Annotated in this window: 25 protein-coding genes; 15 read left to right on the forward strand and 10 right to left on the reverse strand. The window is 68.8% G+C overall.

Annotated features, from left to right (window positions below):
- Nucleotides 1-7 precede the first annotated feature (7 nt).
- From HDA45_RS25620 to HDA45_RS25630, 3 genes are read right to left on the reverse strand one after another with little or no spacing between them, the layout of a single operon-like run.
- Nucleotides 8-793 (reverse strand): purine-nucleoside phosphorylase, encoded by a 786-nt coding sequence (locus tag HDA45_RS25620; protein ID WP_184899406.1) that lies wholly within the window; start codon nucleotides 791-793, stop codon nucleotides 8-10.
- Nucleotides 786-1217 (reverse strand): ABA4-like family protein, encoded by a 432-nt coding sequence (locus tag HDA45_RS25625; RefSeq protein ID WP_184899408.1) that lies wholly within the window; start codon nucleotides 1215-1217, stop codon nucleotides 786-788. Before HDA45_RS25625 ends, HDA45_RS25620 begins: the two co-directional genes overlap by 8 nt.
- Nucleotides 1214-2188, reverse strand: coding sequence for a hypothetical protein (locus HDA45_RS25630; RefSeq protein WP_184899410.1), 975 nt, complete (start codon nucleotides 2186-2188; stop codon nucleotides 1214-1216). Before HDA45_RS25630 ends, HDA45_RS25625 begins: the two co-directional genes overlap by 4 nt.
- Before the next feature lie 120 nt (nucleotides 2189-2308).
- On the opposite strand from HDA45_RS25630, the gene HDA45_RS25635 reads away from it, so the two are divergent.
- Complete coding sequence (locus HDA45_RS25635) at nucleotides 2309-2950, forward strand: MerR family transcriptional regulator (protein WP_184899412.1); 642 nt, start codon at nucleotides 2309-2311, stop codon at nucleotides 2948-2950.
- On the opposite strand, the gene HDA45_RS25640 is transcribed toward HDA45_RS25635, so the two are convergent.
- Nucleotides 2930-4702, reverse strand: coding sequence for a protein kinase domain-containing protein (locus tag HDA45_RS25640; protein ID WP_184899414.1), 1773 nt, complete (start codon nucleotides 4700-4702; stop codon nucleotides 2930-2932). The two genes, HDA45_RS25635 and HDA45_RS25640, sit on opposite strands and share 21 nt — an antisense overlap.
- A 178-nt stretch (nucleotides 4703-4880) precedes the next feature.
- Here HDA45_RS25640 and HDA45_RS25645 point away from each other — a divergent pair, with 178 nt between their 5' ends.
- From HDA45_RS25645 to HDA45_RS25670, 6 genes are all read left to right on the forward strand, one after another.
- Nucleotides 4881-6752: a methylmalonyl-CoA mutase family protein gene (locus tag HDA45_RS25645; RefSeq protein ID WP_184899417.1), complete on the forward strand. Its 1872-nt coding sequence runs from the start codon at nucleotides 4881-4883 to the stop codon at nucleotides 6750-6752.
- Nucleotides 6752-8920, forward strand: a complete 2169-nt coding sequence (gene scpA / locus HDA45_RS25650; RefSeq protein ID WP_184899419.1) for a methylmalonyl-CoA mutase — start codon at nucleotides 6752-6754, stop codon at nucleotides 8918-8920. The genes HDA45_RS25645 and scpA overlap by 1 nt, the downstream gene beginning before the upstream one ends.
- A gap of 3 nt (nucleotides 8921-8923) precedes the next feature.
- Nucleotides 8924-9922, forward strand: coding sequence for a methylmalonyl Co-A mutase-associated GTPase MeaB (meaB, locus tag HDA45_RS25655; RefSeq protein ID WP_184899421.1), 999 nt, complete (start codon nucleotides 8924-8926; stop codon nucleotides 9920-9922).
- 59 nt (nucleotides 9923-9981) lie between these two features.
- The gene (locus HDA45_RS25660; RefSeq protein WP_184899423.1) at nucleotides 9982-10281 is read left to right on the forward strand and encodes a hypothetical protein; all 300 of its coding nucleotides are present in this window, start codon (nucleotides 9982-9984) and stop codon (nucleotides 10279-10281) included.
- 238 nt (nucleotides 10282-10519) lie between these two features.
- The gene (locus HDA45_RS25665; protein WP_184899425.1) at nucleotides 10520-11818 is read left to right on the forward strand and encodes an amidohydrolase; all 1299 of its coding nucleotides are present in this window, start codon (nucleotides 10520-10522) and stop codon (nucleotides 11816-11818) included.
- Between the two features lie 177 nt (nucleotides 11819-11995).
- Entirely contained in the window at nucleotides 11996-12889 is an 894-nt protein-coding gene (locus tag HDA45_RS25670; RefSeq protein ID WP_184899427.1) for an endonuclease domain-containing protein, read from the forward strand.
- Between the two features lie 42 nt (nucleotides 12890-12931).
- On the opposite strand, the gene HDA45_RS25675 is transcribed toward HDA45_RS25670, so the two are convergent.
- Entirely contained in the window at nucleotides 12932-13384 is a 453-nt protein-coding gene (locus HDA45_RS25675) for a gamma-glutamylcyclotransferase (RefSeq protein WP_184899429.1), read from the reverse strand.
- 127 nt (nucleotides 13385-13511) lie between these two features.
- On the opposite strand from HDA45_RS25675, the gene HDA45_RS25680 reads away from it, so the two are divergent.
- From HDA45_RS25680 to HDA45_RS25705, 6 genes are all read left to right on the forward strand, one after another.
- Nucleotides 13512-14915: an NAD(P)H-quinone dehydrogenase gene (locus tag HDA45_RS25680; protein WP_184899431.1), complete on the forward strand. Its 1404-nt coding sequence runs from the start codon at nucleotides 13512-13514 to the stop codon at nucleotides 14913-14915.
- A 104-nt stretch (nucleotides 14916-15019) separates the two neighbouring features.
- Nucleotides 15020-15457 (forward strand): hypothetical protein, encoded by a 438-nt coding sequence (locus HDA45_RS25685; RefSeq protein ID WP_184906017.1) that lies wholly within the window; start codon nucleotides 15020-15022, stop codon nucleotides 15455-15457.
- Nucleotides 15458-15786: 329 nt separating this feature from the next.
- Nucleotides 15787-16386 carry a hypothetical protein gene (locus tag HDA45_RS25690; RefSeq protein ID WP_184899433.1) on the forward strand — a complete coding sequence of 200 codons (600 nt, stop codon included), beginning with the start codon at nucleotides 15787-15789 and terminating at the stop codon, nucleotides 16384-16386.
- A 146-nt stretch (nucleotides 16387-16532) separates the two neighbouring features.
- A complete protein-coding gene (locus tag HDA45_RS25695) occupies nucleotides 16533-17204 on the forward strand; it encodes a class F sortase (RefSeq protein ID WP_184899435.1) in 672 nt (223 codons plus the stop codon).
- Nucleotides 17205-17209: 5 nt separating this feature from the next.
- Nucleotides 17210-17743 (forward strand): hypothetical protein, encoded by a 534-nt coding sequence (locus HDA45_RS25700; protein WP_184899437.1) that lies wholly within the window; start codon nucleotides 17210-17212, stop codon nucleotides 17741-17743.
- A gap of 73 nt (nucleotides 17744-17816) precedes the next feature.
- Nucleotides 17817-18431: a hypothetical protein gene (locus HDA45_RS25705; protein WP_184899439.1), complete on the forward strand. Its 615-nt coding sequence runs from the start codon at nucleotides 17817-17819 to the stop codon at nucleotides 18429-18431.
- Nucleotides 18432-18505: 74 nt separating this feature from the next.
- Here HDA45_RS25705 and glpK read toward each other — a convergent pair whose 3' ends face one another.
- Nucleotides 18506-20020, reverse strand: a complete 1515-nt coding sequence (glpK, locus tag HDA45_RS25710; RefSeq protein ID WP_184899441.1) for a glycerol kinase GlpK — start codon at nucleotides 20018-20020, stop codon at nucleotides 18506-18508.
- 13 nt (nucleotides 20021-20033) lie between these two features.
- On the reverse strand, nucleotides 20034-20789 hold the full coding sequence (locus HDA45_RS25715) for an aquaporin (protein ID WP_184899443.1): 756 nt from the start codon (nucleotides 20787-20789) through the stop codon (nucleotides 20034-20036).
- 235 nt (nucleotides 20790-21024) lie between these two features.
- Here HDA45_RS25715 and HDA45_RS25720 point away from each other — a divergent pair, with 235 nt between their 5' ends.
- Complete coding sequence (locus HDA45_RS25720) at nucleotides 21025-22764, forward strand: FAD-dependent oxidoreductase (RefSeq protein ID WP_184899445.1); 1740 nt, start codon at nucleotides 21025-21027, stop codon at nucleotides 22762-22764.
- A 98-nt stretch (nucleotides 22765-22862) separates the two neighbouring features.
- Entirely contained in the window at nucleotides 22863-24326 is a 1464-nt protein-coding gene (locus HDA45_RS25725) for an aldehyde dehydrogenase family protein (RefSeq protein WP_184899447.1), read from the forward strand.
- A gap of 29 nt (nucleotides 24327-24355) precedes the next feature.
- Here the strand turns inward: HDA45_RS25725 and HDA45_RS25730 are convergent, their stop codons facing one another.
- Genes HDA45_RS25730 through HDA45_RS25740 form a run of 3 tightly spaced genes read right to left on the reverse strand, consistent with a single transcriptional unit; the run spans nucleotide 24356 to nucleotide 25779 of the window.
- Nucleotides 24356-24886 carry a GNAT family N-acetyltransferase gene (locus HDA45_RS25730; RefSeq protein ID WP_184899450.1) on the reverse strand — a complete coding sequence of 177 codons (531 nt, stop codon included), beginning with the start codon at nucleotides 24884-24886 and terminating at the stop codon, nucleotides 24356-24358.
- A gap of 21 nt (nucleotides 24887-24907) precedes the next feature.
- Nucleotides 24908-25282 carry a DUF1707 SHOCT-like domain-containing protein gene (locus tag HDA45_RS25735; protein WP_184906019.1) on the reverse strand — a complete coding sequence of 125 codons (375 nt, stop codon included), beginning with the start codon at nucleotides 25280-25282 and terminating at the stop codon, nucleotides 24908-24910.
- Between the two features lie 41 nt (nucleotides 25283-25323).
- A complete protein-coding gene (locus HDA45_RS25740; protein ID WP_184899453.1) occupies nucleotides 25324-25779 on the reverse strand; it encodes a DUF1707 domain-containing protein in 456 nt (151 codons plus the stop codon).
- Nucleotides 25780-25819 lie beyond the last annotated feature (40 nt).

Raw genomic sequence — 25819 nt, forward strand, 5'->3', positions numbered from 1 at the left:
GCGTGCGTCAGGCGCGGGCGACGAGTTCCTTCAGCAGGGTGCCCATCCGCGTCGCGGACTGGCGGCCCGCTTCGAGGACCTCTTCGTGGTTCAGCGGTTCCCCGGTCATCCCGGCCGCCAGGTTGGTCACCAGCGAAAGCCCGAACACCTCGACCCCGGCGGCGCGGGCGGCGATGGCCTCCAGCACCGTCGACATGCCGACGAGGTCGGCGCCGAGCGTCCGCAGCATGTGGATCTCCGCCGGCGTCTCGAAATGCGGTCCGGTCAGTCCCGCGTAGACGCCCTCTTCCAGCGAAGGGTCGATGGTCCGCGCGATGTCGCGCAGCCGCTTCGAATAGAGGTCCGTCAGGTCGACGAAGTTCGCGCCGACGATCGGCGAACGCGCGGTCAGGTTCAAGTGGTCGGAGATCAGCACCGGCTGTCCGACACTGAAACCCTCGCGCAGTCCGCCGGCCGCGTTGGTCAGCAGCACCGTGCGCGCGCCCGCCGCGGCGGCGGTGCGCACGTTGTGGACGACCGGGTCGATGCCCTTGCCCTCGTAGAAATGCGTGCGGCCCAGCAGGATCAGCGCGCGCTTCTCGCCGACGCGGACCGACCGGACGGTTCCCCCGTGCCCGATCGCGCCCGGCGCGACGAATCCGGGCAGTTCGCCCAGCGGGATCTCCGCCTCGGGCTCCCCGATGACGTCCGCCGCCGGGCGCCAGCCCGAACCGAGCACGACGGCGATGTCGTGCTTCTCGACGCCGGTGCGTTCGGCGATGGCGGCGGCCGCCGCGACCTCGTTCTCACTCATGCGACGAGCGTATCCGGACACTTCGCACGAGCAGGAACGCCACCAGCCCGAACGGGGAAAGGAAGATCGTGAGCGCCAGGATCGGGCCCGTCACCAGCGGATGGATGCGGTGCTCGCGGGCTTCGAAGTACATCCAGCGCGCGATGAACAGGTCGAAGGCGATCAGATGCGCCCAGATCGTGGCCGCGCCGTACGGCGTGCCGGTGAAAGCGCTGAGCACGTCCAGATCCGGTCTGCTGACCGCCGTCCACAGCTCGCCGAGATGCGCGATGGCGAGCACGAAGTACGGGATCAGCGGCACCAGCGGCACCCACGGCGAGGACAGGATCCGGCGGGTCCACGACCAGCCCGGCAGGAAGATCATCAGCAGCCAGAACGGCGTCGCCAGCGGGAAGGTCCAGGTGAACAGTGTCTCGACGCTCATCGGACGGAGTCCTCCAGCTCCCGGTGCCTCGACGGCCGCCCGATCGCGATTAGCCCGCTAAAGGCGACGCCGGCGAGGAGCAGGGCGAAGGCGGTCAGGGTGGTGCTGTCGGGAGCGACGATCGACTGGCCGCGCAGCGCCTGCCAGGTGAGCAGCGCGAGAAGGCCCGCGTAACCGACGCCGGCGATCACGACGAGCCGCAGCCGGAGGACGTCGTCGCGAAGCCGCGGGTAGCGGGTGGCGAGGACGCCGAGGGCGAGCGCGATCAGCGGAAGCGCCTGAAGGCCGTGCAGGCCGATGAAATGCGGGATCCGCAGGTCGCCGCCGACCGTGCTCCAGCCGAGGATCGGCAGGCCGGGGCCGCCGTCGGGGAGGCCGACGGTGTGCGCGCCGATCATCGCGGACTGGCCGGTCGCGCGGAGTGTGGCCAGCTGCTCCGGGGTCGGGCTGCTCATCAGCGTCGCCAGCGAGAGCCCGATCACGCCGAGGATCGCGCCGATCCTGGCCGCCCACGTCGTGGCGCGGTCGGGGAGCCGGGTGAACATGACGCCGACCGTCAGCACGAGGTTGATCACCCACAGCGTGGCGATCATCCCGCCCATGATCTGGAAGATCGTGTTGTCCAGCGGGGTCGCGTTGTTGAAGTGGCTCGCGCGGACACGGACGGCCTGGAACACCACCAGCGCGTACTCGGCCGCGAAGATCACGACGAGCCCGTTCGTCAGCACGCTCGCCGTCCGCCGGAACTTCGGCAGCAGGGAGACGAGCCAGCTCCAGGTGAAGAAGTACAGCATGCCGGAGACGGCGAATTTGAACGGTTTCGCCCAGAGCGGCGCGCCGTTCAGTGTCCGCTGATCGATCAGCATGGCCAGCACGCACAGCACGGTGACCACGGCGAGGATCTGAGCCAGCCGGTACGAACCTCGGTGCCAGGTGCGGGTTCTCTCGCGGAGATCGGTCAAGATGGTCATGGGCCCCTCCCGGAATGGATAGTCAAGCTCTCCGTTATGGGAAGGTAAGCTATCCATCCTGAGAAATCTTCAGGGATGACCCTGGAACCGACCCCGAGATCGGAGTGACAACGCGTGCGGATGGCGGAGCTGAGCGAAAAAGCCGGGGTCCCGGTCGCCACGATCAAGTACTACCTGCGGGAAGGACTGGTCCCGCCGGGGGAGCGGACGAGCCCCAACCAGGCCAAGTACGACGACGCGCACGTCCAGCGGATCAAGCTGATCAGGGCGCTGATGGACGTCGGCGGCCTTTCGCTCGCGACGGTCGGCGAAGTGCTGGCCGCGGTCGACGAGGGGAAGGCCAGTCCTCATCGCATCCTCGGCCTCGCCCAGGAAGGCATCACGAGTTCCCGTCAGGTCGTCGACGACGAAAGCCGGGAATGGGCGCTCGCCACGGTCCAGGACCTCGCCGAGCGCCGGAACTGGCCGTGCAAGGACTACGACGACCTGATCATCCAGGCCCTCGTCGGCGTCCTGTGCGCGATCCGGGACGTCGGGCACGGCTGGTACCTCGAGAAACTCGACGCCTACGCCGAGATCGCCGACCGGACCGCCGACCTGGACCTCGAAGGCATTGCCGGGGTCGACTCACTGGAGCGGATCATCGAGATCGCCGTCGTGGAAACCGTTCTCGGCGACAGGCTGCTTTCGGTGTTGAGGAGGCTGGCGCAGCAGCGTGCGTCGAAGGAGCACTTCGCGCGGCTAGCCGTCAATGACGAGTGACCGCGCGATCGGCTCGAAGACCGCTGTCCGCGCGGACGTCTCCTGCTCGATCGGCGAGGTCACCGAGAGGATCCACAGGTCCGCGCCCCCGCTGAACAGGTCCATGAACGTCGTGCGCCTGGCGGTGTCGTTCGCGGTGTCCCTGGCCTCGGCGGATCGCTCTGTCGTCCGGTAGGTGTACCGCATGCTGTCGTCGCCCCGGCCGGGCACGGTGACGGGCTCGCCGATGAGGTCGATGTCCGGATGCTGGCTCTTCAGCCAGCTGAAATAGGCGGGCGGCGGGCTTTCGGACAGGAAGCCGCTCAGCCGCTCGACCCGGATGACCTGACGGCCGTCGGGCGAGACGTACTGGACCACGGTGCTCGGCACACCCTTGGTGACGTGCGGCGCGACGAACTTCTGCCAGCCTTCCGGGACACCGATGCTGAACCGGCCGCCCTTGATGCCGTTCACCGTGCTGGCGTCACCCTGCTGCGTGATCAGTTTGAGCGGCTGCTGGGTGACGATCGTGTCGCCCTGCGGTATCCCCTCCGGCGGCCGCAACTCCTGCCCACCGGCGGTCCTGGCCAGCACGAACCCACCTCCGGCGGCCACCAGGAAGAGGATGACCGACGCGAGCGCCAGCAGGACGTTGGCCACCGGGGACCGGCCCGGCACGCGAGGCGGCGTCGGGGTGACCGTCGGCATCGGCTCGAGTTCGGCCGGAGGTTGCGGGGCCGCGGCGGGCTGGTTCAGGAACGGCAGCGGGCCGGGGTCGGCGGCGAGTTCGGAGCTCGTGCCCTCACCGGGCTTCTCGGGGGCGACCGGCTTGATCACCTGGGTGTCGGTCGCGTCCAGATGCGCGGTGGTCTTCTTGCCGTCGGGCGTGTGGAACAGCTCGGCGGGGAAGAGGTCGATCAGCGTCTTGGCCTGCAGCGGGTACAGACGGCGCCGCACCTCGCGCAGGGTGATCCGCTTCGACGGCTCCTTCTTCATGAGCGCGCCGATGACGTCGGCCAGAGGACCGGGGCCGGGCTTCGGCACCTTCCCGTTGACGACCTTGCCGACCGTTTCGAGCGGGTCGCCGTCGGCGTCGTAGGGCGGCGAGCCCTCGATGGCGGCGAACAGCGTCGCGCCGAGACCCCACAGGTCGGCGGCGGGGACGACCGCGCCGCCCGAAGCGACTTCGGGCGCGATGTAGGCGGGGGAGCCCAGCATCATCCCGGTGCGGGTCATGGTGGCTTCGGAGACGTTGCGCGCGATGCCGAAGTCGGTGAGCTTGATGCGGCCGTCGCCCGCGACCAGGACGTTGCCCGGTTTCACGTCACGGTGGGTGATCCCGGCGGCATGCGCGGCTTCGAGCGCGGACGCCACCGCGATGCCGACCGCCGCGGCCTGCTCGACCGTCAGCGGCCCGTGGTCGCGCAGGATGTGCGCGAGGCTGCGCGACGGCAGCAGCTCCATGACCACGAAAGGCTCGTCGTTCTCGCGCGCGACGTCGTGCAGGATGATCACGTTCGGGTGACTCAGGACGGCGATCGCGCGGGCTTCGCGCAGGGTCCGTTCGCGCAGTTCGTCGGCCTGCGAGGCCGGGACGCCGGGCGGGAGGCGGACCTCTTTGACCGCGACCGGGCGGTGCAGGAACTCGTCGTAGGCCGACCAGACCGTGCCCATCGACCCCGATCCGATGACCGAGCGCAACCGATATCGCCCGGCGACGACACGCTTCTCGTCGCCGGGGCTCTCGCTGGACTCGGTGGTGTCGGACGGCACGGCCCCAATTGTGTCGTATGCCCCCGTGGCGGGCCTATGCGCCGTGCCCTGGCGGAGTGAACGGACCTCTCACGGCCACCTGTGCCTCGCGAGCCACCGCTCACCGGGCAGGCGCAACATCTTCGGCGCGACTAGCGTCACAGGTAGGTGTTGTTAAGGGCCGTTAGCATCGTTGGCTATGACGGATGTGGCCGGAACGGAGTCAGTGCCGACACCCGACGAGCCCGACGCGCCGGACGAGTTGAGGCTGGCGGCCGAGTTCCCGGAAGTGGGCCGTGAGCAGTGGCGCGAGCTCGTCGCCGGCGTGTTGCGCAAGAGCGGCGCGATCGACGAAGGGTTCGAGGGCCTGCCCGAAAGCAAGCTCGTCACCCGGACGTACGACGGCCTGGAGATCCAGCCGCTCTACACCGCCGATGACACGGTCGAGGGAACAGGCTTCCCGGGCCTTCCGCCGTTCGTGCGCAGTGCGCGGCCCGAGGGATCGGTGACGACCGGTTGGGACATCCGCGCCCGGTACGCGCGCCGTGACGCCAAGGCCACGAACACCGCGATCCTCGCCGACCTCGAAGGCGGCGTCAGCTCGATCTGGCTGCGCGCGGGCGGCACCGGGGTCCCCGTCTCCGACCTGGGCGACGCGCTGAACGAGGTCTACGTCGACCTAGCGCCCGTCACCCTCGACGCGGGCGAAGAGTACGAAGCCGCCGCGAACGAGCTGTTCGCTCTCTTCGCCGAGCGCGAGATCCCGGCGAGCGCGGTGACCGCGACGCTCGGCGCCGACCCGATCGGCCTGACCGCGCGCACCGGCACGACGCATCCGCTCGCCCCCGCGGCGAAACTGGCGGCGCGCGTCGCCACCAGTCACCCGAAAGTGCGCACGATCGTCGCCGACGGCCTGCCGTTCCACGAGGCGGGCGGTTCGGACGCGCAGGAGCTCGGCGCGACCGTCGCGGCGGGCGTCGCCTATCTGCGGGCGCTGACCGAAGCGGGGCTGGACGTCGACACCGCCGCCGGGCAGCTCGAGTTCCGGCTCGCCGCCACGGCCGACCAGTTCCTCACGATCGCCAAGTTCCGCGCCGCGCGGCGCCTGTGGGCCCGCGTCACCGAGGTTTCGGGCGGCAAGGGGGCGGGGATGCGGCAGCACGCGGTCACCTCGCCCGCGATGCTGACCCAGCGCGACCCGTGGGTGAACATGCTGCGGACCACGCTCGCCTGTTTCGGCGCCGGGGTCGGCGGCGCCGACGCGATCACCGTGCTCCCGTTCGACGCCGCGATCGGCCAGCCGGACGCGTTCTCCGCGCGGATCGCGCGCAATACGCACGCCGTCCTGCTGGAGGAGTCCAAACTCGCCGGGGTCATCGATCCCGCGGGCGGTTCCTGGTACGTCGAGAAGCTCACCGACGACCTCGCCAAGGCCGCGTGGCGCGAGTTCACCGCCATCGAGGCGGCGGGCGGGATCGAGGCCGAGCTGGCGTCCGGCGCGCTCGCCGGACGCCTCGCCGAAACCTGGCAGAAGCGGTCGAAGCGCATCGGGACCCGTCGCGATCCGATCACCGGCGTCAGCGAATTCCCCAATCTGACGGAGAAAGCGGTCGTCCGCGATCCCGTCGAGGAACTGCCGGACGGTGGTCTGCCGCGGTATCGGTACGCCGAAGCCTTCGAGGCCCTGCGGGACCGGGCGGACGCGCATCCCAGCCGCCCCCGCGTCTTCCTCGCCACGCTCGGCCCCGTCGCGGCGCACACCGGGCGGGCGAGTTTCGCGGCGAACCTGTTCCAAGCGGGCGGGATCGAAGCCGTGAACCCCGGCGCCCCCGAGGACGTCGTCGCGGAATTCCGGGCCAGCGGAACGAAGATCGCTTGTCTCTGCGGAAGCAACACTTCCTACGCGGAAGAAGCGGACAGCGTCGCGAAGGCGTTGAAGGAAGCAGGCGCCACGTCCGTGCTTCTCGCCGGAAAACCCGGCGACCACGCGGACGTCTCGGGTTACCTCTTCACGGGCTGTGACGCCCTCGAAGTCCTGACCGGCACGTTGAACGAGCTCGGAGTGCAGTGATGACCATCCCGAACTTCGCCGGTGTCGACCTCGGCACCCCGGATCCGGTCGACCGTCCTCAGTGGACCGAAGCCCTGCACGCCGCCACCGGCAAGGGTCCCGACGCGCTCGCGTGGGAGACGCCGGAGGGGATCGGCGTCAAACCGGTCTACACCGCCGACGATCTGTCCGGAGTGGACTTCCTCGGGACGTACCCCGGTGTCGCGCCGTACCTGCGCGGCCCGTATCCGACGATGTACGTCAACCAGCCGTGGACCATCCGCCAGTACGCGGGCTTCTCCACCGCCGAGGAGTCGAACGCCTTCTACCGCCGCAACCTCGCCGCCGGGCAGAAGGGCCTTTCGGTCGCCTTCGACCTCGCGACGCACCGCGGCTACGACTCGGATCATCCGCGTGTCGCCGGTGACGTCGGCATGGCGGGCGTCGCGATCGACTCCATCTACGACATGCGCCAGCTCTTCGACGGCATCCCGCTCGACAAGATGAGCGTCTCGATGACCATGAACGGCGCCGTCCTGCCGGTGCTCGCGCTGTACGTCGTCGCGGCCGAGGAACAGGGTGTCACGCCGGACAAGCTGGCCGGGACCATCCAGAACGACATCCTCAAGGAGTTCATGGTCCGCAACACCTACATCTACCCGCCGCAGCCGTCGATGCGGATCATTTCGGACATCTTCTCGTTCACCTCGCAGAACATGCCGAAGTACAACTCGATCTCCATCTCCGGCTACCACATGCAGGAAGCCGGGGCGACCGCCGATCTGGAGCTGGCGTACACGCTCGCGGACGGTGTCGAGTACATCCGCGCCGGTGTCGAGGCCGGGCTGGACGTCGACAAGTTCGCGCCGCGCCTGTCCTTCTTCTGGGCGATCGGGATGAACTTCTTCATGGAGGTCGCGAAGCTCCGCGCGGCGCGGCTCCTGTGGGCGAAGCTGGTGAAGGGCTTCGAGCCCAAGTCGTCGAAGTCCCTGTCACTGCGGACGCATTCGCAGACCTCGGGCTGGTCGCTGACCGCGCAGGACGTCTACAACAACGTCGTCCGCACCTGCGTCGAGGCGATGGCGGCGACCCAGGGTCACACGCAGTCGTTGCACACCAACGCCCTCGACGAGGCTCTCGCGCTGCCGACGGACTTCTCCGCCCGCATCGCGCGGAACACGCAGCTGTTGCTCCAGCAGGAATCCGGCACCACACGCGTCATCGACCCGTGGGGCGGCAGCGCGTTCGTCGAGAAGCTGACGTACGACCTCGCCCGCAAGGCGTGGGGCCACATCACCGAGGTCGAGCAGGCGGGAGGGATGGCGAAGGCGATCGACGCCGGCATCCCGAAGCTGCGCATCGAGGAGGCCGCCGCGCGGACGCAGGCGCGGATCGACTCCGGCCGCCAGCCGGTGATCGGCGTCAACAAGTACCAGGTCACCGACGACGAGCAGATCGACGTGCTCAAGGTCGACAACGCGGGTGTGCGCGCCCAGCAGCTGGAGAAGCTGCGGCGGCTGCGCGAAGAGCGGGACGAGGACGCGACGCAGGACGCGCTGCGGCGGCTCACGGCGGGTGCTCAGGCCGACGGCAACCTGCTCGCGCTGGCCATCGACGCCGCCAGGGCGAAGGCCACGGTCGGGGAGATCTCCGACTCGCTGGAGAAGATCTGGGGGCGCCACTCCGGTCAGATTCGTACCATCTCCGGTGTGTACCGCGAGGAGGTCGGCAAGGCCGAGAACGTCGAGCAGGCGCGCGAGCTGGTCGAGAAGTTCGCCGAGGAGGAAGGCCGCCGTCCCCGGATCCTGGTCGCGAAGATGGGCCAGGACGGCCACGACCGCGGCCAGAAGGTGATCGCGACGGGCTTCGCCGACATCGGTTTCGACGTCGACGTCGGCCCGCTGTTCTCCACCCCCGGCGAGGTCGCGCGGCAGGCGATCGAGGCGGATGTGCACGTCATCGGCGTCTCATCGCTGGCAGCCGGGCACCTCTCGCTGGTGCCCGCGCTGCGCGCCGAACTCGCCGACCAGGGCCGCGAGGACATCATCGTCGTGGTCGGCGGCGTCATCCCGCCGCAGGACTACGAGGAGCTGCGCGCGGCGGGCGCGGCGGCGATCTTCGGTCCCGGCACGGTCATCGCCGACGCGGCGATCGACCTCATCGGACAGCTGACCGCCCAGGAGTCCTGAACCTTGCCGCGCAAGATCGACGTCGGGGCGCTGGCCAAGGGCGTCCTCGCGGGTGACCGAGGCCTGCTTTCGCGGGCGATCACGCTCGTCGAATCCCACCGCGAGGACCACCGGGCGCAGGCGCAGGAGCTGCTGATCGAGCTGCTCCCGCACGCGGGCGGCGCGCGGCGGGTCGGCATCACCGGCGTCCCCGGGGTCGGCAAGTCGACTTTCATCGACCAGCTCGGCACGGATCTGACCGAAGCCGGGCACAAGGTCGCCGTGCTGGCCGTCGACCCGTCGTCCACGCGGACCGGCGGCTCGATCCTGGGCGACAAGACCCGGATGGCGCGGCTCGCGGTGGACCCGAAGGCGTTTATCCGTCCTTCGCCGACTTCGGGGACTCTCGGCGGTGTCGCGCGGGCGACCCGCGAGACGATCGTGCTGATGGAAGCGGCCGGATACGACATCGTGCTGGTGGAGACCGTCGGGGTCGGGCAGTCCGAGGTGACCGTGGCGAACATGGTCGACTGCTTCCTGTTCCTGACCCTGGCCCGCACCGGCGATCAGCTGCAAGGGATCAAGAAGGGCGTTCTCGAACTGGCCGACGTCATCGCGGTCAACAAGGCCGACGGCGATCACGAACGCGACGCGAAGCGCGCGGCCCGCGAACTCGCCGGCGCGCTGCGGATGATCTACGGGCGTGACGCCGAGTGGACCCCGCCGGTGCTGACGTGCAGCGCGCTCACCGACGTCGGGCTCGACGAGGTGTGGGTCGAGATCGGGCGTCACCGTGACGTTTTGACCGCGTCCGGGGAACTCGACGGACGGCGACGGCGGCAGCAGGTGGAGTGGACCTGGGCGATGGTCCGCGAACAGCTTCTCGGGCGGCTCGCCGCGCATCCGGACGTGCGAGCGGTCGTTCCGGACGTCGAACGGGCGGTCCGGGACGGTGAACTGACCCCGACCTTGGCCGCGCAACGGATTCTGGAGGCGTTCTCCGGTCCTCCGCGTGGCGGCTGACGCCGGAACCCGGCAGAGTGCAGAATCGAATTCGCACTCTTCGACGATGAAAGGGAGTCATGGCTACAAGGTCTCGTCTCGGGCAGCTGGCCGGGCTTCTGATCGCCGGGCTGGTCGTCTGCGCGCCCGTCGCGCAGGCTGGTGAGATCCAGGCGCCCGCGCCGGTGATCATGCAGGCAGCGGCGGCGCACGACGCGTTGTCGCAGCCGCCTCCCGGACCGGTGCTCGACCCCGCCGAGACCGACAAGGCCAACAGCCAGGAGACCAAGAACAAGGTCATCGCGGGTATCGCCGCGGCGATCCTGCTGGGCTTGGTGATCCTCGGCCGCCGCTCCCGTTCGAAGAAAAAGAAGTCCTGACCGCTACCGGTAAGTAGAAGGACTCTCCGCTTAGTCCGGGCCGAACTCCTCGTAGCCGTTCAACGCAGATCCACTACCGGCCGTCTCCGGCTCGATCACTCGACGAGCGGCTTGTCATCTGCATGGTGCACGATCTATCGCAAATGCGTATCACAGATCGAACGGCACCCAGCGTGTCTTCAGTGACCACTCGTACGGTGGTAGACGAAGGCAACTGTGTTGCGGGAGGAGGTGCGGCGTGACGGTGCTCGATTCACGGCCGGACATTCCAGGCGACCCGGAAGGTCGCGTCATTACCCCTAACGAGGCGTCCACCGCGCTGATTTCCGAGGCCGGCGTCAGCATGGCACCTGTGCATGATCTGGGTGCCGGGCGTGGCCCCTTTTGGCTCGACGACTGGCTTCGCGCGAACGCCACCGACGTCCTCGCGTGGCGTCGGCACATCCACGCGCATCCGGAGCTCTCCCGCCACGAGTTCGCCACGACCGAAATGGTCATGTCCCTGCTCCGCTCGGTCGGGCTCAAGCCCTGGGTGCTGCCGGTCGGCACCGGTGTCGTCTGTGACATCGGCAGCGGCGACCGCTGTGTCGCGCTGCGCGCCGACATGGACGCCCTGCCGCTGACCGAGGCGACCGGGCTGCCGTACGCCTCCAAGACCGACGGCGCCGCGCATATGTGCGGGCACGACGCGCACACCGCGATCCTGCTGGGCGCGGCGCGGGCACTGGCGGGCGCACCGGAGCTGCCTGGACGCGTGCGGCTGATCTTCCAGCCCGCCGAGGAGGTCATGCCCGGCGGTGCGCTGGACATGATCGCCGCCGGTGCGATGGAAGGCGTCGAGCGGATCTACGGGCTGCACTGCGACCCGAGGCTCGAGGTCGGCAAGATCGGCCTGCGCGAAGGCGCGCTGACCTCCGCCGCGGACCTCATCGAGCTGCGCCTCACCTCGCCCGGTGGGCACACCTCGCGGCCGCATCTGACCGCGGACCTGGTGCACGCGCTCGGCACGGTGATCACGTCGCTGCCCGCGGTCCTTTCGCGGCGCGTCGACCCGCGATCCGGGACAGTGCTGGTCTGGGGCGCGGTGCACGCGGGGCAGGCCGCCAACGCGGTCCCGCAGGACGGGGTGCTGCGCGGCACGCTCCGCACCGCGGATCACGAGGTCTGGACGATGCTGGAGCCGCTCGTCGCGTCTTCGGTGGAGTCGCTGCTCGCGCCGACCGGCGTCGGGTTCTCGCTCGACTACCGCCGCGGCGTCCCGCCGGTCGTCTCCGACCCGGAATCGACCGCGCTGATGCGGGCCGGTGTCGAAGCCGCGCTGGGCGAGTCCGCTGTGGCCGGAACTGAGCAGTCTTCCGGCGGCGAGGACTTCGGCTGGTACCTGGAGCACGTCCAAGGCGCCTTCGCGCGGCTCGGCGTGTGGCCCGGTGAAGGCCCGATGGCCGACATCCACCGCCCGACCTTCACCCTCGACGAGCGGTCGCTGCTCTGCGGTGTCCGCACCCTGGTCCACACCGCTCTGGCCACCCTGGCCTGACGGCCACTGAATCACGCGTGTCGTCCATCTGATCACGCGTGTCGTCCACCTGTGCACAGGTGTTCGCCACTGTCGGTGTCGAACACCTGTCCACAGGGTTATCCACAACCTGTGTAGTTATCCACAGATGTGGACAAGAGGGTGCTCTGGCGTCCCGAACCCGCGATCCTCGAAGGCATGATCGACTGGGGAGGACGGCATGGGGCGGTCTCGCGTAGTGAGGCTGACAGGGTTCTTGGGCGCCGAATGGTCCTTGAAGGATTGGCCACAGGCGTCCTCGCCCAGCCTTGGCGGGGAGTGGTCGTCCATGCCGCCGACGCGCTCAAACTGACCACACGGGCTGAGGCAGCCCTGCTGGCGGTGGGACGACCTGCCACCTTGTCAGGAGCTACATCCCTTGCGCTGCACGGGATTTCGGCCGTCGACGACACGAGAATCCATGTGTCGGTCCCTTACTCGCGACGGATCAAGTCGAAGCCAGGGCTGATTGTCCACCAGGCTGATTTCCGGCCTTCCGATGTCGTCGAGCTCGACGGCCTCACCACGTTCTCGCTGGATTTGGCTTTGGCTGACTTCCTCTGCCGTGGGGACAAGCGGACCGCGCTCGCCGCGCTGGACGAGGCGATGCGCGGACTTACGCCGGACCACGTCCGGGTCCTGCGGGAGAACGTTCGGGACCGTCTCGCGGACCGTCGCGACCAGCGAGGTATCCACAGGTCGCTCCTGCTGCTCGACATGGCGACCGGCAAGGCGGAATCCCCGCCGGAAAGTATCCTCCGATTGATCGTCGTCGAGGCGGGATTCCCGATACCGGAGGTCCAGTACGAGATCACCACGATCGAGGGACGCAAGCTGTACGTCCTCGACATGGCCTGGCCGTCGCTGCGGATCGCTCTGGAGTACGACGGCTTCGCTTCCCACGAGGAGCGTCGCGACCACGACGCCGAGCGGGACGCACGAATGGCCGGACGGGGGTGGGTCACGATCCGGGCGTCCGCGGCGGACCTCCGTGATCCCCGACGTCTGCTGGCCGAGTTGGCCAGAGCGTTCGAAAAGCGCGCGGTCGCGTGACCAGAGGGACGACACGCGTGATCAGGTGGACGACTCGCGTGATCAGCCGCTGATGCCCTGGCAGGGGCGGGTGCGGAGGGCGTCGACGTAGTCGGCGGGGGCGCCCGCCGCCTCGGCGGCGTCGGCGAGAACGCCGAGATACCGCGCGGACGGGAGCCCGCCCTCGTAGGCGTCCAGGACGTACAGCCAGGGCAGGACGGAGCCCTCCATGGTCTGTACACGCAGCCGGAGCTTGGTGTGCATGCCGAGCTCGCCGCCTTCCCAGCGGTCGAGACCGTCCTCGTCCAGCGGCGTGACGTCGTACAGCACCACGAAGACCCGGGAGCCCGGGTCTTCGACGATGGTCGCCAGCGCGCCTTCCCAGCCGATGTCCTCGCCGCCGAAGGTCAGCCTCCAGCCCTCGAGCCAGCCGGTGCCGGCCATCGGCGAGTGCGGAGCGCGCTCCAACATCTGGGCGGGCTCCATATTGGATCCATACGCGGCATACAACGGCACGGCGACAGCCTAGCGACCCGGCGGTCACCCGGCTGGACGCACATGCCGTGTCCGGCCACTCAATCCGCCCAACGGTCGCCCGCGTACGGTAAACGCAGTCACAGACACCGCTGCGAGGAGGAGACCAGTGACCAAGATCGTGATCATGGGCGGAGGCCCCGCCGGTTACGAAGCGGCACTGGTCGCGGCCCAGCACGGAGCCGACGTCACCATCGTCGAACGCGACGGTCTCGGCGGCGCCTGCGTGCTCTACGACTGTGTTCCGTCGAAGACCTTCATCGCCTCCTCCGGCGCGCTCGCGAACATGCACGACCTTCGCGAACTCGGGATCAACACCGACATGGCCGACACGAGCGTCGACCTGCCGACCGTCCACGGCCGGGTGAAGGGCCTCGCGCTCGCGCAGTCCGCCGACATCCGCGCCCGTGTCCAACGCGAAGGCGTCCGCGTCGTCATCGGCCAGGGCCGGTTCGACGACGAGGAGACCGGCCTCGCCACGCACAAGGTCGCCGTCACCGCCCACGACGGCACCGTCGAGATCCTCGACGCCGACGTCGTCCTCATCTCGACCGGCGCCACCCCGAGGGTGCTGCCCGGCGCGGTACCGGACGGCGAGCGCATCCTCGACTGGCGTCAGCTCTACGACCTGCGCGAACTGCCCGAGCACCTGGCCGTCATCGGTTCGGGTGTCACCGGCGCCGAGTTCGCGTCGGCGTACACCGAGATGGGCGTCAAGGTCACCGTCGTGTCCAGCCGCGACCGCGTGCTCCCGCACGAGGACGCCGACGCCGCCGCCGTGCTCGAAGAGGTCTTCTCGCAGCGCGGCACGACCGTCGCCAAGCAGGCCCGCGCCGACAAGGTCGAGCGGACCGAAAAGGGCGTCGAGATCCACCTCGCCGACGGCCGCGTGATCGAAGCCAGCCACGCGCTGATGACCGTCGGTTCCGTGCCCAACACCGTCGACATCGGCCTGGAGAAGGTCGGCATCGAGCCCGGCCCCGGCGGCTTCATCGGCGTCGACAGGGTTTCCCGCACCAGCGCGCCCGGCATCTACGCCGCGGGCGACTGCACTGGAGTGCTCATGCTCGCCTCGGTGGCCAGCATGCAGGGCCGCATCGCGATGTGGCACGCGCTCGGCGAGGGCGTCGCGCCGATCAAGCTCAAGACCGTCGCCGCCAACGTGTTCACCCACCCCGAGATCGCGACCGTCGGCATCAGCCAGCAGGCGATCGACTCGGGTGAGGTGCCCGCCCGCACCATCATGCTCCCGCTCGCGACGAACGCCCGCGCGAAGATGGAAGGCCTGCGGCGCGGTTTCGTGAAACTGTTCTGCCGCCCTGCCACCGGCGTGGTCGTCGGCGGCGTGGTGGTGGCGCCGAACGCGAGCGAGCTCATCCTTCCCATCGCGCTCGCCGTCCAGAACCAGCTCACAGTGGAACACCTGGCACTGACATTTTCGGTGTACCCGTCGCTCTCGGGGTCGATCACCGAAGCGGGCCGCCAGCTGATGCGCCACGACGACTTGGACTGATCTTCTCCGGCGAAGCAACCCTCGCGGGGGTGACCGCGTCTAGCGCGTGTCGGTGTTTCGTTGACAGCTAGGGGTTTTTCGTGATTCGCAGGGTTCTCGCCGGTGTGGTGGCGATCGGTGCGGCGGTGCTGGCGGGGCCGGCGACCGGTCTCGCCCAGCAACCCCAGCCCGATCCCGGCGTCACGGTGCAGCTCAACGACAACACGGCCTACGAACTCGGGCTCGTCAACAAGTACGTGCACGGCGACTCCAACGTGGCGCTGGCGCAGTGCCCCGGCGAGGGACTGAAGGCGCCGCGGTCGACGACGTTCTCTTCGCCGGTGCTGAGCGTCGGGAAGTACGACTACGGGCCGCTCATCGGAGTCCCGGCGAACGTCAGCGCGGAGGTCGAACTCAAGGAGGGCACGGCGCCCGGCGCCTACCCGCTGACCGTGAACTGCAACGGAAAGTCTTATACGGCAACGTTTTCCGTTCCTTCCCGGCAGGTGGGCGCGGTGCCTTCCGGTGGCGCTCGTGCCGGGGACGGCAGTATGGCGTCCTGAGTTCTCTGCGTTTCGCGCCGCCCTCGGATTTGCTCCGGGGGCGGTTTTCGTTGGGGTGAGTGGGGTCGAGGGTCGTGAAGGGCCCCTTGCCTACCCTGACGGTAGTGAAGGACCCCTTCACGCGGCTCAGCCGAGGAAACCTTCACACCTTCATGTACTTCAGACGGGGCTCGGATTTCGCGATCTTTTCGTGACTAAACCGGGCAACCCGACCCCGGTTCGGGGCGTCATGAGGGTGTCGGAGAAACAGAGAACCGCCACTGGGGGAACAGGGGCGCGGAATTCTTCTTTCCGATTTCCATCCACATTCCTTTTTCAGGGGTAATCCAATGAAGCGCACCATCATGCTCACCGCCGGCACCGTTGCCGGATTCCTTCTCCTCGCGCCAGGCGCCGCTCTCGCGACTTCTCCGACGGGTGTTCCTTCGCCCTCTTCTTCGGCTTCGCCTTCTCCGTCGGCGTCCCCGACCGAGGACCCCGACGGCCCCGGCCCGCACGCGTCGCCGGTCGGGATCCTCGAGAACCTGACCCTCTCGCCCGCCAAGGGCAAGCCCGGGGACAAGGTGAAGCTGGACTTCCAGTGCGCCACCCGCAACAACGAGCTCGGTCCGAAGGTCACTTCGGCGGCCCTCACCGTCGACTCCGCGAACTCGGTCGACTCCAGGAAGTGGTCGGCGACGGTCAAGGACATCAAGCCCGGCAAGTACCCGGTGACGCTGAGCTGCTGGGGTCAGAAGTCGACGGTCACCTTCGAGGTGATCGCCAAGAAGGGCCAGGTCGCGAAGGTGCCGGCCGGTGCCCCGCAGACCGGTGGCACCGAGGGCCCCGCCGACCACATCGGCGTCCTCGCCGCCGTCGCGGGTGGTCTCGCGCTGGTGGTGGGCGGGGTCGGGACGGCCGCGTACCGTCGTCGTGCGGACCGGGCGTAGCGATCGCGACCATTTCGTGACCTGTGCGGGCAACCATGCGGTCGCGTGTGGCGTCAGGCAGGCGTGGGGGTGAACGGCGAGCTGGTTCCGGTCTGGGGGCCGGGACCGGCTTCGTCGCTCTCGACCCGCTTTCTCAAGGGGTGAACATGAAGGCGACATGGATGCGAGGACGACGGGCGCCGCTGGTGCTCGCGGTCGTCCTGCTGGCCGTACTGGCGACGCTGGCGTTCGTCCTGTCCGGTCCTGGGGAGACCGGCCAGACCGCGGCGCCGCAGGCCGTCACGAGCCAGCCGGAGACGCCGTCGGTCGAGCCGAGCGAGTCCGACGCGCCCGCTGACGGGGGTGCCGCCGTCGAGGGGATGCCGAAGGCGGAGCCGGTCTCGATCGACGTGCCGAAGATCGAGGCGAAGTCCAGTCTGGTCCCGCTGGGGCTCAACGAGGACAACACCGTCGAGGTGCCGCCGGTGACCCAGCCGATGCAGGCGGGCTGGTACGAGAACGGGCCGACTCCGGGGGAGGTCGGGCCTTCGGTGATCCTCGGGCACGTCGACGGGAACAAGCAGAAGGGCATCTTCTTCCGGCTGAAGGAGCTGGCGCCCGGCGACAAGGTCTCGATCGCCCGCAAGGACGGCAAGACGGCCGAGTTCGCGGTCACGAAGGTCGAGAAGGTGGCGAAGGACAAGTTCCCCACCGACGCGGTCTACGGCGACACGACCGCGCCGGAACTGCGGCTCATCACCTGCGGCGGGGTCTTCGACAAGGCGTCGCACAACTATCTCGACAACATCATCGTCTTCGCTCGGCTGATCCAGAGGTGAGTTCCATGACCAGGTACCGGTCCGCCCTGATGGTGGCGGCGGTGGCGTGCGGGATGGCCCCGGCCGCCGCGTACGCCGAGGACGTCTCGGCCACTCCGACGACGTCCCCCAGCCCGCCGCCGATGCAGTACCCGTTCGTCGCCCTCTCCCCGTCGAAGTCGACTCCGGGGGAGGAGGTGCTGGTTTCGGTCGGCTGCCCGGTCGCCGACCTCGGCGAGGTGAAGTCCATGGCGCTGGACCGCATCGGGAAGTTCGAGGTGACTTCGGAGGACCCGGTGATCCTCGGCGCCGTCGCGCATATCGGCGACAAGGTGAAACCCGGTTTCTACGCGGTCAAGGCGAACTGCAAGACGACGACGGTGACGATCAATCTCGAAGTGGTCGCGTTGCCGACTTCTTCGAGCAAACCGCCGAAGCCGACGGTTTCACCGAGCAAAACGGTTTCGCCGGTGAAACCCGCCGTTGGTCGTCAGGTTTCGAAGATTCCGGTGGGGGCGCCGCAAACCGGTGGCGGGGGAACCGCTTTTGTGAACTCGTGATCGGTGAAAGGCAACCTTTTCCCATTCCCGGAAGTGTTCCTTGTGCGAGGGCTCGCACTGAGGGAGAAAGATCATGGGAATGAAGACAATCGTCGTGGGCGCGGGTCTGCTCGCGATGACGGCGGGGTTGTGTCTCGCCCCGCAGGCGTCGGCGACGGCGCCGCCGCCCAAGCTCTGGGTCAGCCCGGCGACGGTCGCGCCGGGGCAGGCGCTGGAATTCACCGCGAGTTGCTACGGCACGCGCACCGAGGTGACGTCGGCGGGCCTGACCGGTCCGGTCACGCTTCAGGTGCAGTCAGGCTCGGGGAATCAGGCGCCGTACATCGGGCACGGTAAGGCGGTGGGGAAGACGGGCAAGTACAAGGCGAGCTTCCACTGCGACGGTGGGCCGAACCTGCCGGCCGCCAGCGGGACCGCGACAGTCGAGTTCGAGATCGTCTGCCTGCCACCGACGGCAACGCCCACCGCGCCGCCGTCGAGCAGTAAGCCGCCGTCGAGCAGCAGCCGACCGCCGTCCAGCAGCCAGCCGCCGTCGAGTTCCAGCGCGCCGCCCGGGAGCAGTTCGCGGGCCGTCGTCCCGGCGGCGTTGACGAAGCCGTGCGGGACGCCTCCGGCCCCGGGCAGGAAACCGCAGGTGAAGGTGACGCCGAAGGGTGCGCCGCAGACCGGCGACGGCGCTCTCGGCTGAGCCTTGAGCGCGTGAAGGCCCCCTTCCCTCGGCTGAGTCGAGGGAAGGGGGCCTTCACGCGCGAACCGCGAGGCTCAGTCTCCGCCCTCGACCCAGTCGAAGGTCTTCGTGACGGCCTTCTTCCAGTTGCGGTACTCCGACTCGCGGCGGGCCTCGTCCATCGACGGGTCCCACTGCTTGTCCTGCGCCCAGTTGTTGCGGATGTCGTCTTCGCTCTTCCAGAAGCCCACCGCGAGCCCGGCCGCGTAAGCCGCGCCGAGCGCGGTGGTCTCGTTGACCACCGGGCGGATCACGGGCACGCCGAGGATGTCGGCCTGGAACTGCATGAGCAGTTCGTTGACGACCATGCCGCCGTCGACCTTCAGCGACTTCAGCGGGACACCGGAATCGGCGTTCATCGCGTCGATCACCTCGCGCGACTGGAACGCCGTCGCCTCCAGGACCGCCCGCGAAATGTGCCCCTTGTTGACGAACCGGGTGAGGCCGACGATCGCGCCGCGGGCGTCGGAGCGCCAGTACGGCGCGAAGAGGCCCGAGAACGCCGGCACGAAGTACGCGCCACCGTTGTCCTCGACGGTGAGGGCGTGCTGCTCGACCTCGGCCGCGGAGCCGATCAGGCCGAGGTTGTCCCGCAGCCACTGCACGAGCGAACCGGTGACCGCGATCGAGCCCTCGAGCGCGTACACCGTGTCGTTCGAGCCGATCTTGTAGCAGACCGTGGTGAGCAGCCCGTTGTCCGACATGACCTTCTCGGTGCCGGTGTTGAGCAGCATGAAGTTGCCGGTGCCGTAGGTGTTCTTCGCTTCACCCGGCGAGAGGCACGCCTGCCCGAAGGTCGCCGCCTGCTGGTCGCCCAGGATGCCCGAGATCGGGACCCCGGCCAGCGCGCCCTTCTCGCGGACCTTGCCGTACTCCTCCGAGGAAGACCGGATCTCCGGGAGCATCGCCAGCGGGATCGTCATCTCTTCGGCGATCTCGGCGTCCCAGGCCAGCGTGTCGAGGTCCATCAGCATGGTCCGCGAGGCGTTGGTCGGGTCGGTGACGTGCACGCCGCCGTCGACCCCGCCGGTCATGTTCCACAGCACCCAGGTGTCCATGTTGCCGAAGATCAGGTCGCCCGCTTCGGCCTTCGCGCGGGCGCCGTCAACGTTGTCGAGGATCCACTTGATCTTCGGTCCGGAGAAGTAGGTCGCCAGCGGCAGGCCGACTTTCGCGCGGTAGCGCTCCTGCCCGCCGCCGAGCGCGCCCAGGTCGCTGACGATCTTGTCGGTGCGGGTGTCCTGCCACACGATCGCGTTGTACACCGGCTTGCCGGTGGTGCGGTCCCACACCAGCGTGGTCTCGCGCTGGTTGGTGATGCCGACCGCGATGATGTCGTTCGCGACCAGGTCCCCCTTGGCGAGCGCGCCCGCCGCGACGGCCCGCGTGTTCTCCCAGATCTCTTCGGCGTTGTGCTCGACCCAGCCCGCCTTCGGGAAGATCTGCTCGTGTTCCCGCTGGTCGACGGCGACCACACGGCCGGAGTGGTCGAAGATCATGCAGCGGGTCGACGTGGTGCCCTGGTCGATCGCGGCTACGTACGAAGTCATCGAAGCTCCAGTCTCAGGTCAGGTTGTGGACGGCGAGGAACAGCAGGGCGGCCAGGGCGCCGCCGATCAGCGGGCCGGCGACCGGGACCCAGGAGTAGCCCCAGTTCGGGTTGGCCTTGTTCTTGATGGGCAGCAGGAACGCGTACGCGATACGGGGGCCGAGGTCTCGGGCCGGGTTGATGGCGTAACCGGTCGGGCCACCGAGGGACTGGCCGATGACCAGCACGACGAACGCTACACCCGCGTAGCCGAGCGCGGAGTTGCCGAAGTTCGGCGTGCCGCCTTCACCTGACGCGTTGGCGTAGACCGGGCTGAGCAGGATCCACGCGACCAGCACGAAGGTGCCGATGATCTCGGTGACGAGGTTCCAGGCCTTGTTCGGGATCTGCGGCGCGGTCGAGAAGATGCCGAGCGTCTCGTTCCGCTGCGGGTGGTCGTCGAACTGCAGCTTGTAGGCCGCCCAGCAGAGCACGGCGCCGAGGATCGCGCCGACCATCTGCCCGGCGAAGTAGATCGGGACGTCCGCCCACTTCGTCTTGTCCGCGATGGCGAGTCCCAGTGTCACCGCGGGGTTGAGGTGCGCACCGCTCGGCGCGGCGATGCTCGCACCGGCGAAGACCGCGAACGCCCACCCGAGAGTGATCATCACGACGCCACCACCGTGGCCGTTGTTCTTGCGCAACACGTGGTTGGCGACCACGCCGTTACCCAACAGGATCAGGACCGCCGTTCCCAGCAACTCCCAGACGAATATGGCTCCCACACTCACCGTACGACCTCCACTTTGGACATTCCGCGCAGGGTCGAACACGGTGTGCTACGGCGCCCTTGCCGACCCACGTTCGAGGCACGTTACCGTCGCGTATTTGTTCCTTCCAGGCGCTGGCCGTACGAATTCTTTCAAGATCGGCGAGGGTTACGCCACATGTGTCACCCGCATAACGGACCGGTCGCGGCCGATCGTGCGATGCTGGAGTCACAGCGGCACCAAGGAGGAATGTCACGTGGCAAGCTCTCAGCGCGAAGCCGAAAACAGCCCCGCCAGGCTGGGACCGCTCAAGCGGGAAGAGTCGTGGCAGCGGCTGGGCAAGGACAAATTCGATCTCGTCGTCATCGGTGGCGGAGTGGTCGGAGCGGGTACCGCGCTCGACGCCGCCACACGAGGACTGCGGGTCGCCCTCGTCGAAGCACGCGACCTCGCGTCGGGCACGTCGAGCCGGTCCAGCAAGCTTTTCCACGGCGGGCTCCGGTACCTCGAGCAGCTGGAATTCGGTCTGGTGCGCGAAGCTCTGCGTGAACGCGAGCTGATGCTGACGACGATCGCGCCGCATCTGGTGAAGCCGGTCAGCTTCCTGTACCCGCTGACCCACCGGATCTGGGAACGTCCGTACACCGCGGCCGGCCTGCTGATGTACGACACGATGGGCGGCGCGCGGTCGGTCCCCGGCCAGAAACACCTGAGCCGCGCCGGCGCGCTGCGCATGGTCCCGGCGCTGAAGCGGTCCGCGTTGATCGGCGGGATCCGTTACTACGACGCGCAATCCGACGACGCGCGGCATACGATGACCGTCGCCCGCACCGCCGCGCACTACGGCGCCGTGGTGCGCACGTCCACGCAGGTGGTCGGTTTCCTCCGCGAGGCCGACCGTATTTCCGGTGTCCGCGTACGCGACGTCGAAGACGGCCGCGAGACCGAGATCCACGCTTCGGCGGTGGTCAACTGCACCGGCGTCTGGACCGACGAACTCCAGCGGCTTTCCGGTGGCCGCGGCCGGTTCCGCGTCCGGGCGAGCAAGGGTGTGCACATCGTCGTCCCGCGCGATCGGATCGTCTCGGAATCGGGCATGATCCTGCGCACCGAGAAGTCCGTGCTGTTCGTCATCCCGTGGCGCAATCACTGGATCGTGGGAACGACCGACACCGACTGGAATCTCGACCTCGCGCATCCCGCCGCGACGAAGCACGACATCGACTACCTCCTCGAACACGTCAACACCGTGCTCGCGACACCGCTGACGCACGACGACATCGAAGGTGTCTACGCCGGTCTTCGTCCTTTGCTCGCAGGGGAAAGCGAAGAGACGTCGAAGCTTTCGCGTGAGCACGCCGTCGCGCGGGTCGCACCGGGGCTCGTCGCGATCGCGGGCGGCAAGTACACCACCTACCGGGTGATGGCGGCCGACGCCGTCGACGCCGCGGCCGTCGACCTTCCCGGCAGGCCGCAATCGTCCATCACGGACAAGGTGCCGCTGCTGGGCGCCGACGGTTACCACGCGCTGGTGAACCAGGCCGACCATCTGGCCAGCGAGCACGGACTGCACCCGTACCGCGTCCGTCACCTGCTCGACCGGTACGGCTCGATGGTGCACGAGGTCCTCGCACTCGGCGAAGGACGGCCGGAACTGCTCAAGCCGCTGGAGCACGCTCCGGACTACCTCGGTGTCGAGGTCGTGTACGCGGCCAGTCACGAGGGCGCGCTTCACCTGGAAGACGTTCTGGCGCGCCGGACGCGGATCTCCATCGAGTACGCGCACCGCGGGGTCGACTGCGCCGCGCAGGTCGCCACACTGGTGGGCGAAGTGCTCGGCTGGTCGAAGGACCAGGAGAAACGTGAGGTCGAGGTGTACAAGGCGCGGGTCGACGCGGAACGGGAGTCGCAGTCGCAGCCGAGCGACGAAGCCGCCGACGCGTTGCGATCGGCCGCGCCGGAAGCGCGTTCCGGGATCATCGAACCGGTGAGTTGACCCTTCCCGCCAGATGATGTGCCACGCGCGCAGGGATCATTGCCTGATCGAGCGAATCTGGCATAGCGTCGGCCGTCCCTGAGACGGAAGGCGGCCTAGTGGTGTTTCTCGACTCGTCGACGTGGACGGACCGGATCTTCGCCGGCGGTTCCTGGGTGCCCGGCAGCGGCGGCACCCGGAAGGTCACGGAGCCCGCGACAGGCGCGGTGCTGGGAAGCGTCGGTATCGCCTCGGCCGAGGATGCCGCGAAGGCGGCGGAAACCGCGGCCGAGGCGCAGCGGGGCTGGGCGGCGACACCGCACGTCCAGCGGGCCGCCGTCCTGCGCAAGGCCGCCCGGCTGTGGTCCGAGTACGCCGACGAGATCCGCTGGTGGAACGTGCGCGAAGTCGGCGCGGTGCCCGGCGTCGCGGGTTTCTCGCTGCACGTCGCGGAACAGGAGTGCTACGAGGCCGCGGCCTTGCCCGGCCGCCCGTACGGCGAACTCCTGCCGAGCGAGGAACCGCGCCTTTCGATGGCGCGCCGGGTGCCCGCCGGCGTCGTTACGGTGATCTCGCCGTTCAACATGCCGATCATCCTGGGCATCCGCTCGGTCGCCCCGGCGCTCGCGCTGGGGAACGCGGTGATCTTGAAGCCGGACCCGCGCACCGCCGTCACCGGCGGCGTGGTCCTCGCCCGGATCTTCGAGGAAGCGGGCCTGCCGCCCGGGGTCCTGCAGATGCTGCCGGGCGGCGCGGACGTCGGCGAGACACTGGTGACGCATCCGGCCGTCCGGGTCATCTCGTTCACCGGTTCGACCGGCGCCGGGCGCAAGGTCGGCGAACTCGCCGGGAAACACCTGAAGCGGGCCCATCTGGAGCTGGGCGGGAACTCGGCGCTCATCGTGCTCGACGACGCGGATGTCGACGAAGCCGCCGGGGTCGCCGCTTTCGGTTCCTTCTTCCACCAGGGCCAGATCTGCATGACCACCGGACGGCACCTGGTGCACGAGCGGCTCTACGACGACTTCGTCGAGCGGCTGGCGGCGAAGGCGGCCGCGTTGCGGGTCGGCGATCCGGCGCGGGACGAGGTCGCGCTCGGGCCGATCATCGACGCCGGGCAGCGGGACAAGATCCACGAACTGGTCACCGCCAGTGTCTCGGCCGGGGCGCGGGTCGCCGCCGGCGCCGAATACGACCGGCTGTTCTATTCCGCGACGGTGCTCGCCGACGTGCCGCCGGACGCGCCCGCCGTCGCCCAGGAGATCTTCGGCCCGGTCGCGCCGGTCGTGCGGTTCTCCGACGCGGAGGAGGCCATCCGCCTCGCCACGGCGAGCGAATACGGGCTCTCGCTGGGGATCGTCACCCGCGATGTCCTCAAAGGACTGGAGCTGGCCGATCGCGTCCCGACGGGGATCGTGCACATCAACGACCAGACAGTCAGCGACGAGGCGAACAGCCCCTTCGGCGGTGTCGCCGCTTCGGGCACCGGAAGCCGCTTCGGCGGGGCGGCGGCGAACGTCGAGGCCTTCACCGAGACGCGCTGGGTCACCGTCCGGAACCCGCCGCCCGCCTACCCCTTCTGACAGATCGCGTTTAGCCCGCTAAACGCAGGTCAGGCGGTGCGGCGCCAGCGGATGAGGCGTTCCCCGGTCGGGGCCGGGTCCAACTCGGGCCCGACCAGGGCGAACCCGCATTTCCGGGCGACCGAGGCCGAGACCTCGTTCGTCTCCTCGTAGCGGTAGCTGACCTCACGCAGGCCGAGCCCGCCGAAACCGAATCGCAGGGCCGCGTTGAGCGCGGTGCTCGCGACACCCTTGCCCCGGGACGCCGCGCGCACCCAGACCGACGCCTCCGCGTACCCGGTGTCGAGATCGAGATCCCGCAGGCCGACCTCGCCCAGCAGATCCCCTGTCGTCGGCTCGGCCACCGCCCAGGAGCAGCGTTCGTCACCGGCCCACTGGGCCGCGCGCAGGGCGACGTACTCGGTCGCCTCGTCGAGGTCCCGCAAGCGGTAGTTCAGGACGTATTTGCGGTGCGTCGGATCGGCGAAGGCCGCGACCAGCGCCGGGCGATCGTCGAGGGCCTTGTCCGCCCGCAGCTGTCGCAGGTAGTACTCGCCCGCGTTGATCTCCACCGGTTCCACTCTTCGAGGGTAACCGGATCTTCAGCGGCGGCGGCTCATGATCAGCGCGACGGCCAGCGGGAGCAGGAAAACGATGAACGTCCCCCGGGTGAAGAAGAACAACGCGATCGCGACCGCCGCGGCGATCGGCACGGCGCTGGCCGTGAGCCATTTCGACGGCTGGGCCTCGTTCTTCGCGGACGCCTGCGCGACGCCGGGCATCGGCGGCAGGGGCAGCAGCGCACTGGGACGAGGGGAGGGCAGGTCCGTGAACAGCGGTTCGAGGTCGCTCGCCATCCTCGCCGCGCTGACCTTCGCCGACCGGGTGCCGAACTCGTCGAGGTCGAGTCTGCCGGTGCGGACATGCTCTTCCAGCGCGTCGAGCGCGTCTTGGCGTTCGGCGTCGCTCAGCCGCATGTCCGGTCTCTCGGCACTCACGGCCCGAGTCTACGGGCGGATCAGCCGTCCAGTTCCCGGCGGCGCTGCTTCGTGAGCTTCTTGTGGGCGTTCTCCCAGCCCTTGCCCCAGAGACCTTCGCCGGCGACGCTGATCCCGATCGGGATGGCGATCAACCACCAGCTGGCGCCGGTGCCGATGATGAACACGATGGTGGCGATGAAGAGGATCGGCAGCAGCGCGCCCATGACCCGCTGCGCCGAGGAGATACCCGCCAACGGTGAAGACGGTTCGCTCACGGCTGTCTTGGGGGCGTCGAAGAGTGGATGCGGCTCGGGCAGGTCGAGGAAGACCTCGGACAGCTCGCCGCGCGTCTTGGCCGCGGTGATCTTGGCGGACCGCTCGCCGAACTCGTCGATGTCGATCCGGCCGACGGTCATGTGCTCGCCGAGCGCTGTCAGGGCGGACTCTCGATCCTGATCACTGATCCGCAGCTGCGGAGACGGAACCTCGCTCACCCTTTCGATGGTAGGCCGAGCGAGGCCCCGTCAACCACGA

Source organism: Amycolatopsis umgeniensis, from assembly GCF_014205155.1.
Classification (GTDB): Bacteria; Actinomycetota; Actinomycetes; order Mycobacteriales; family Pseudonocardiaceae; genus Amycolatopsis; species Amycolatopsis umgeniensis.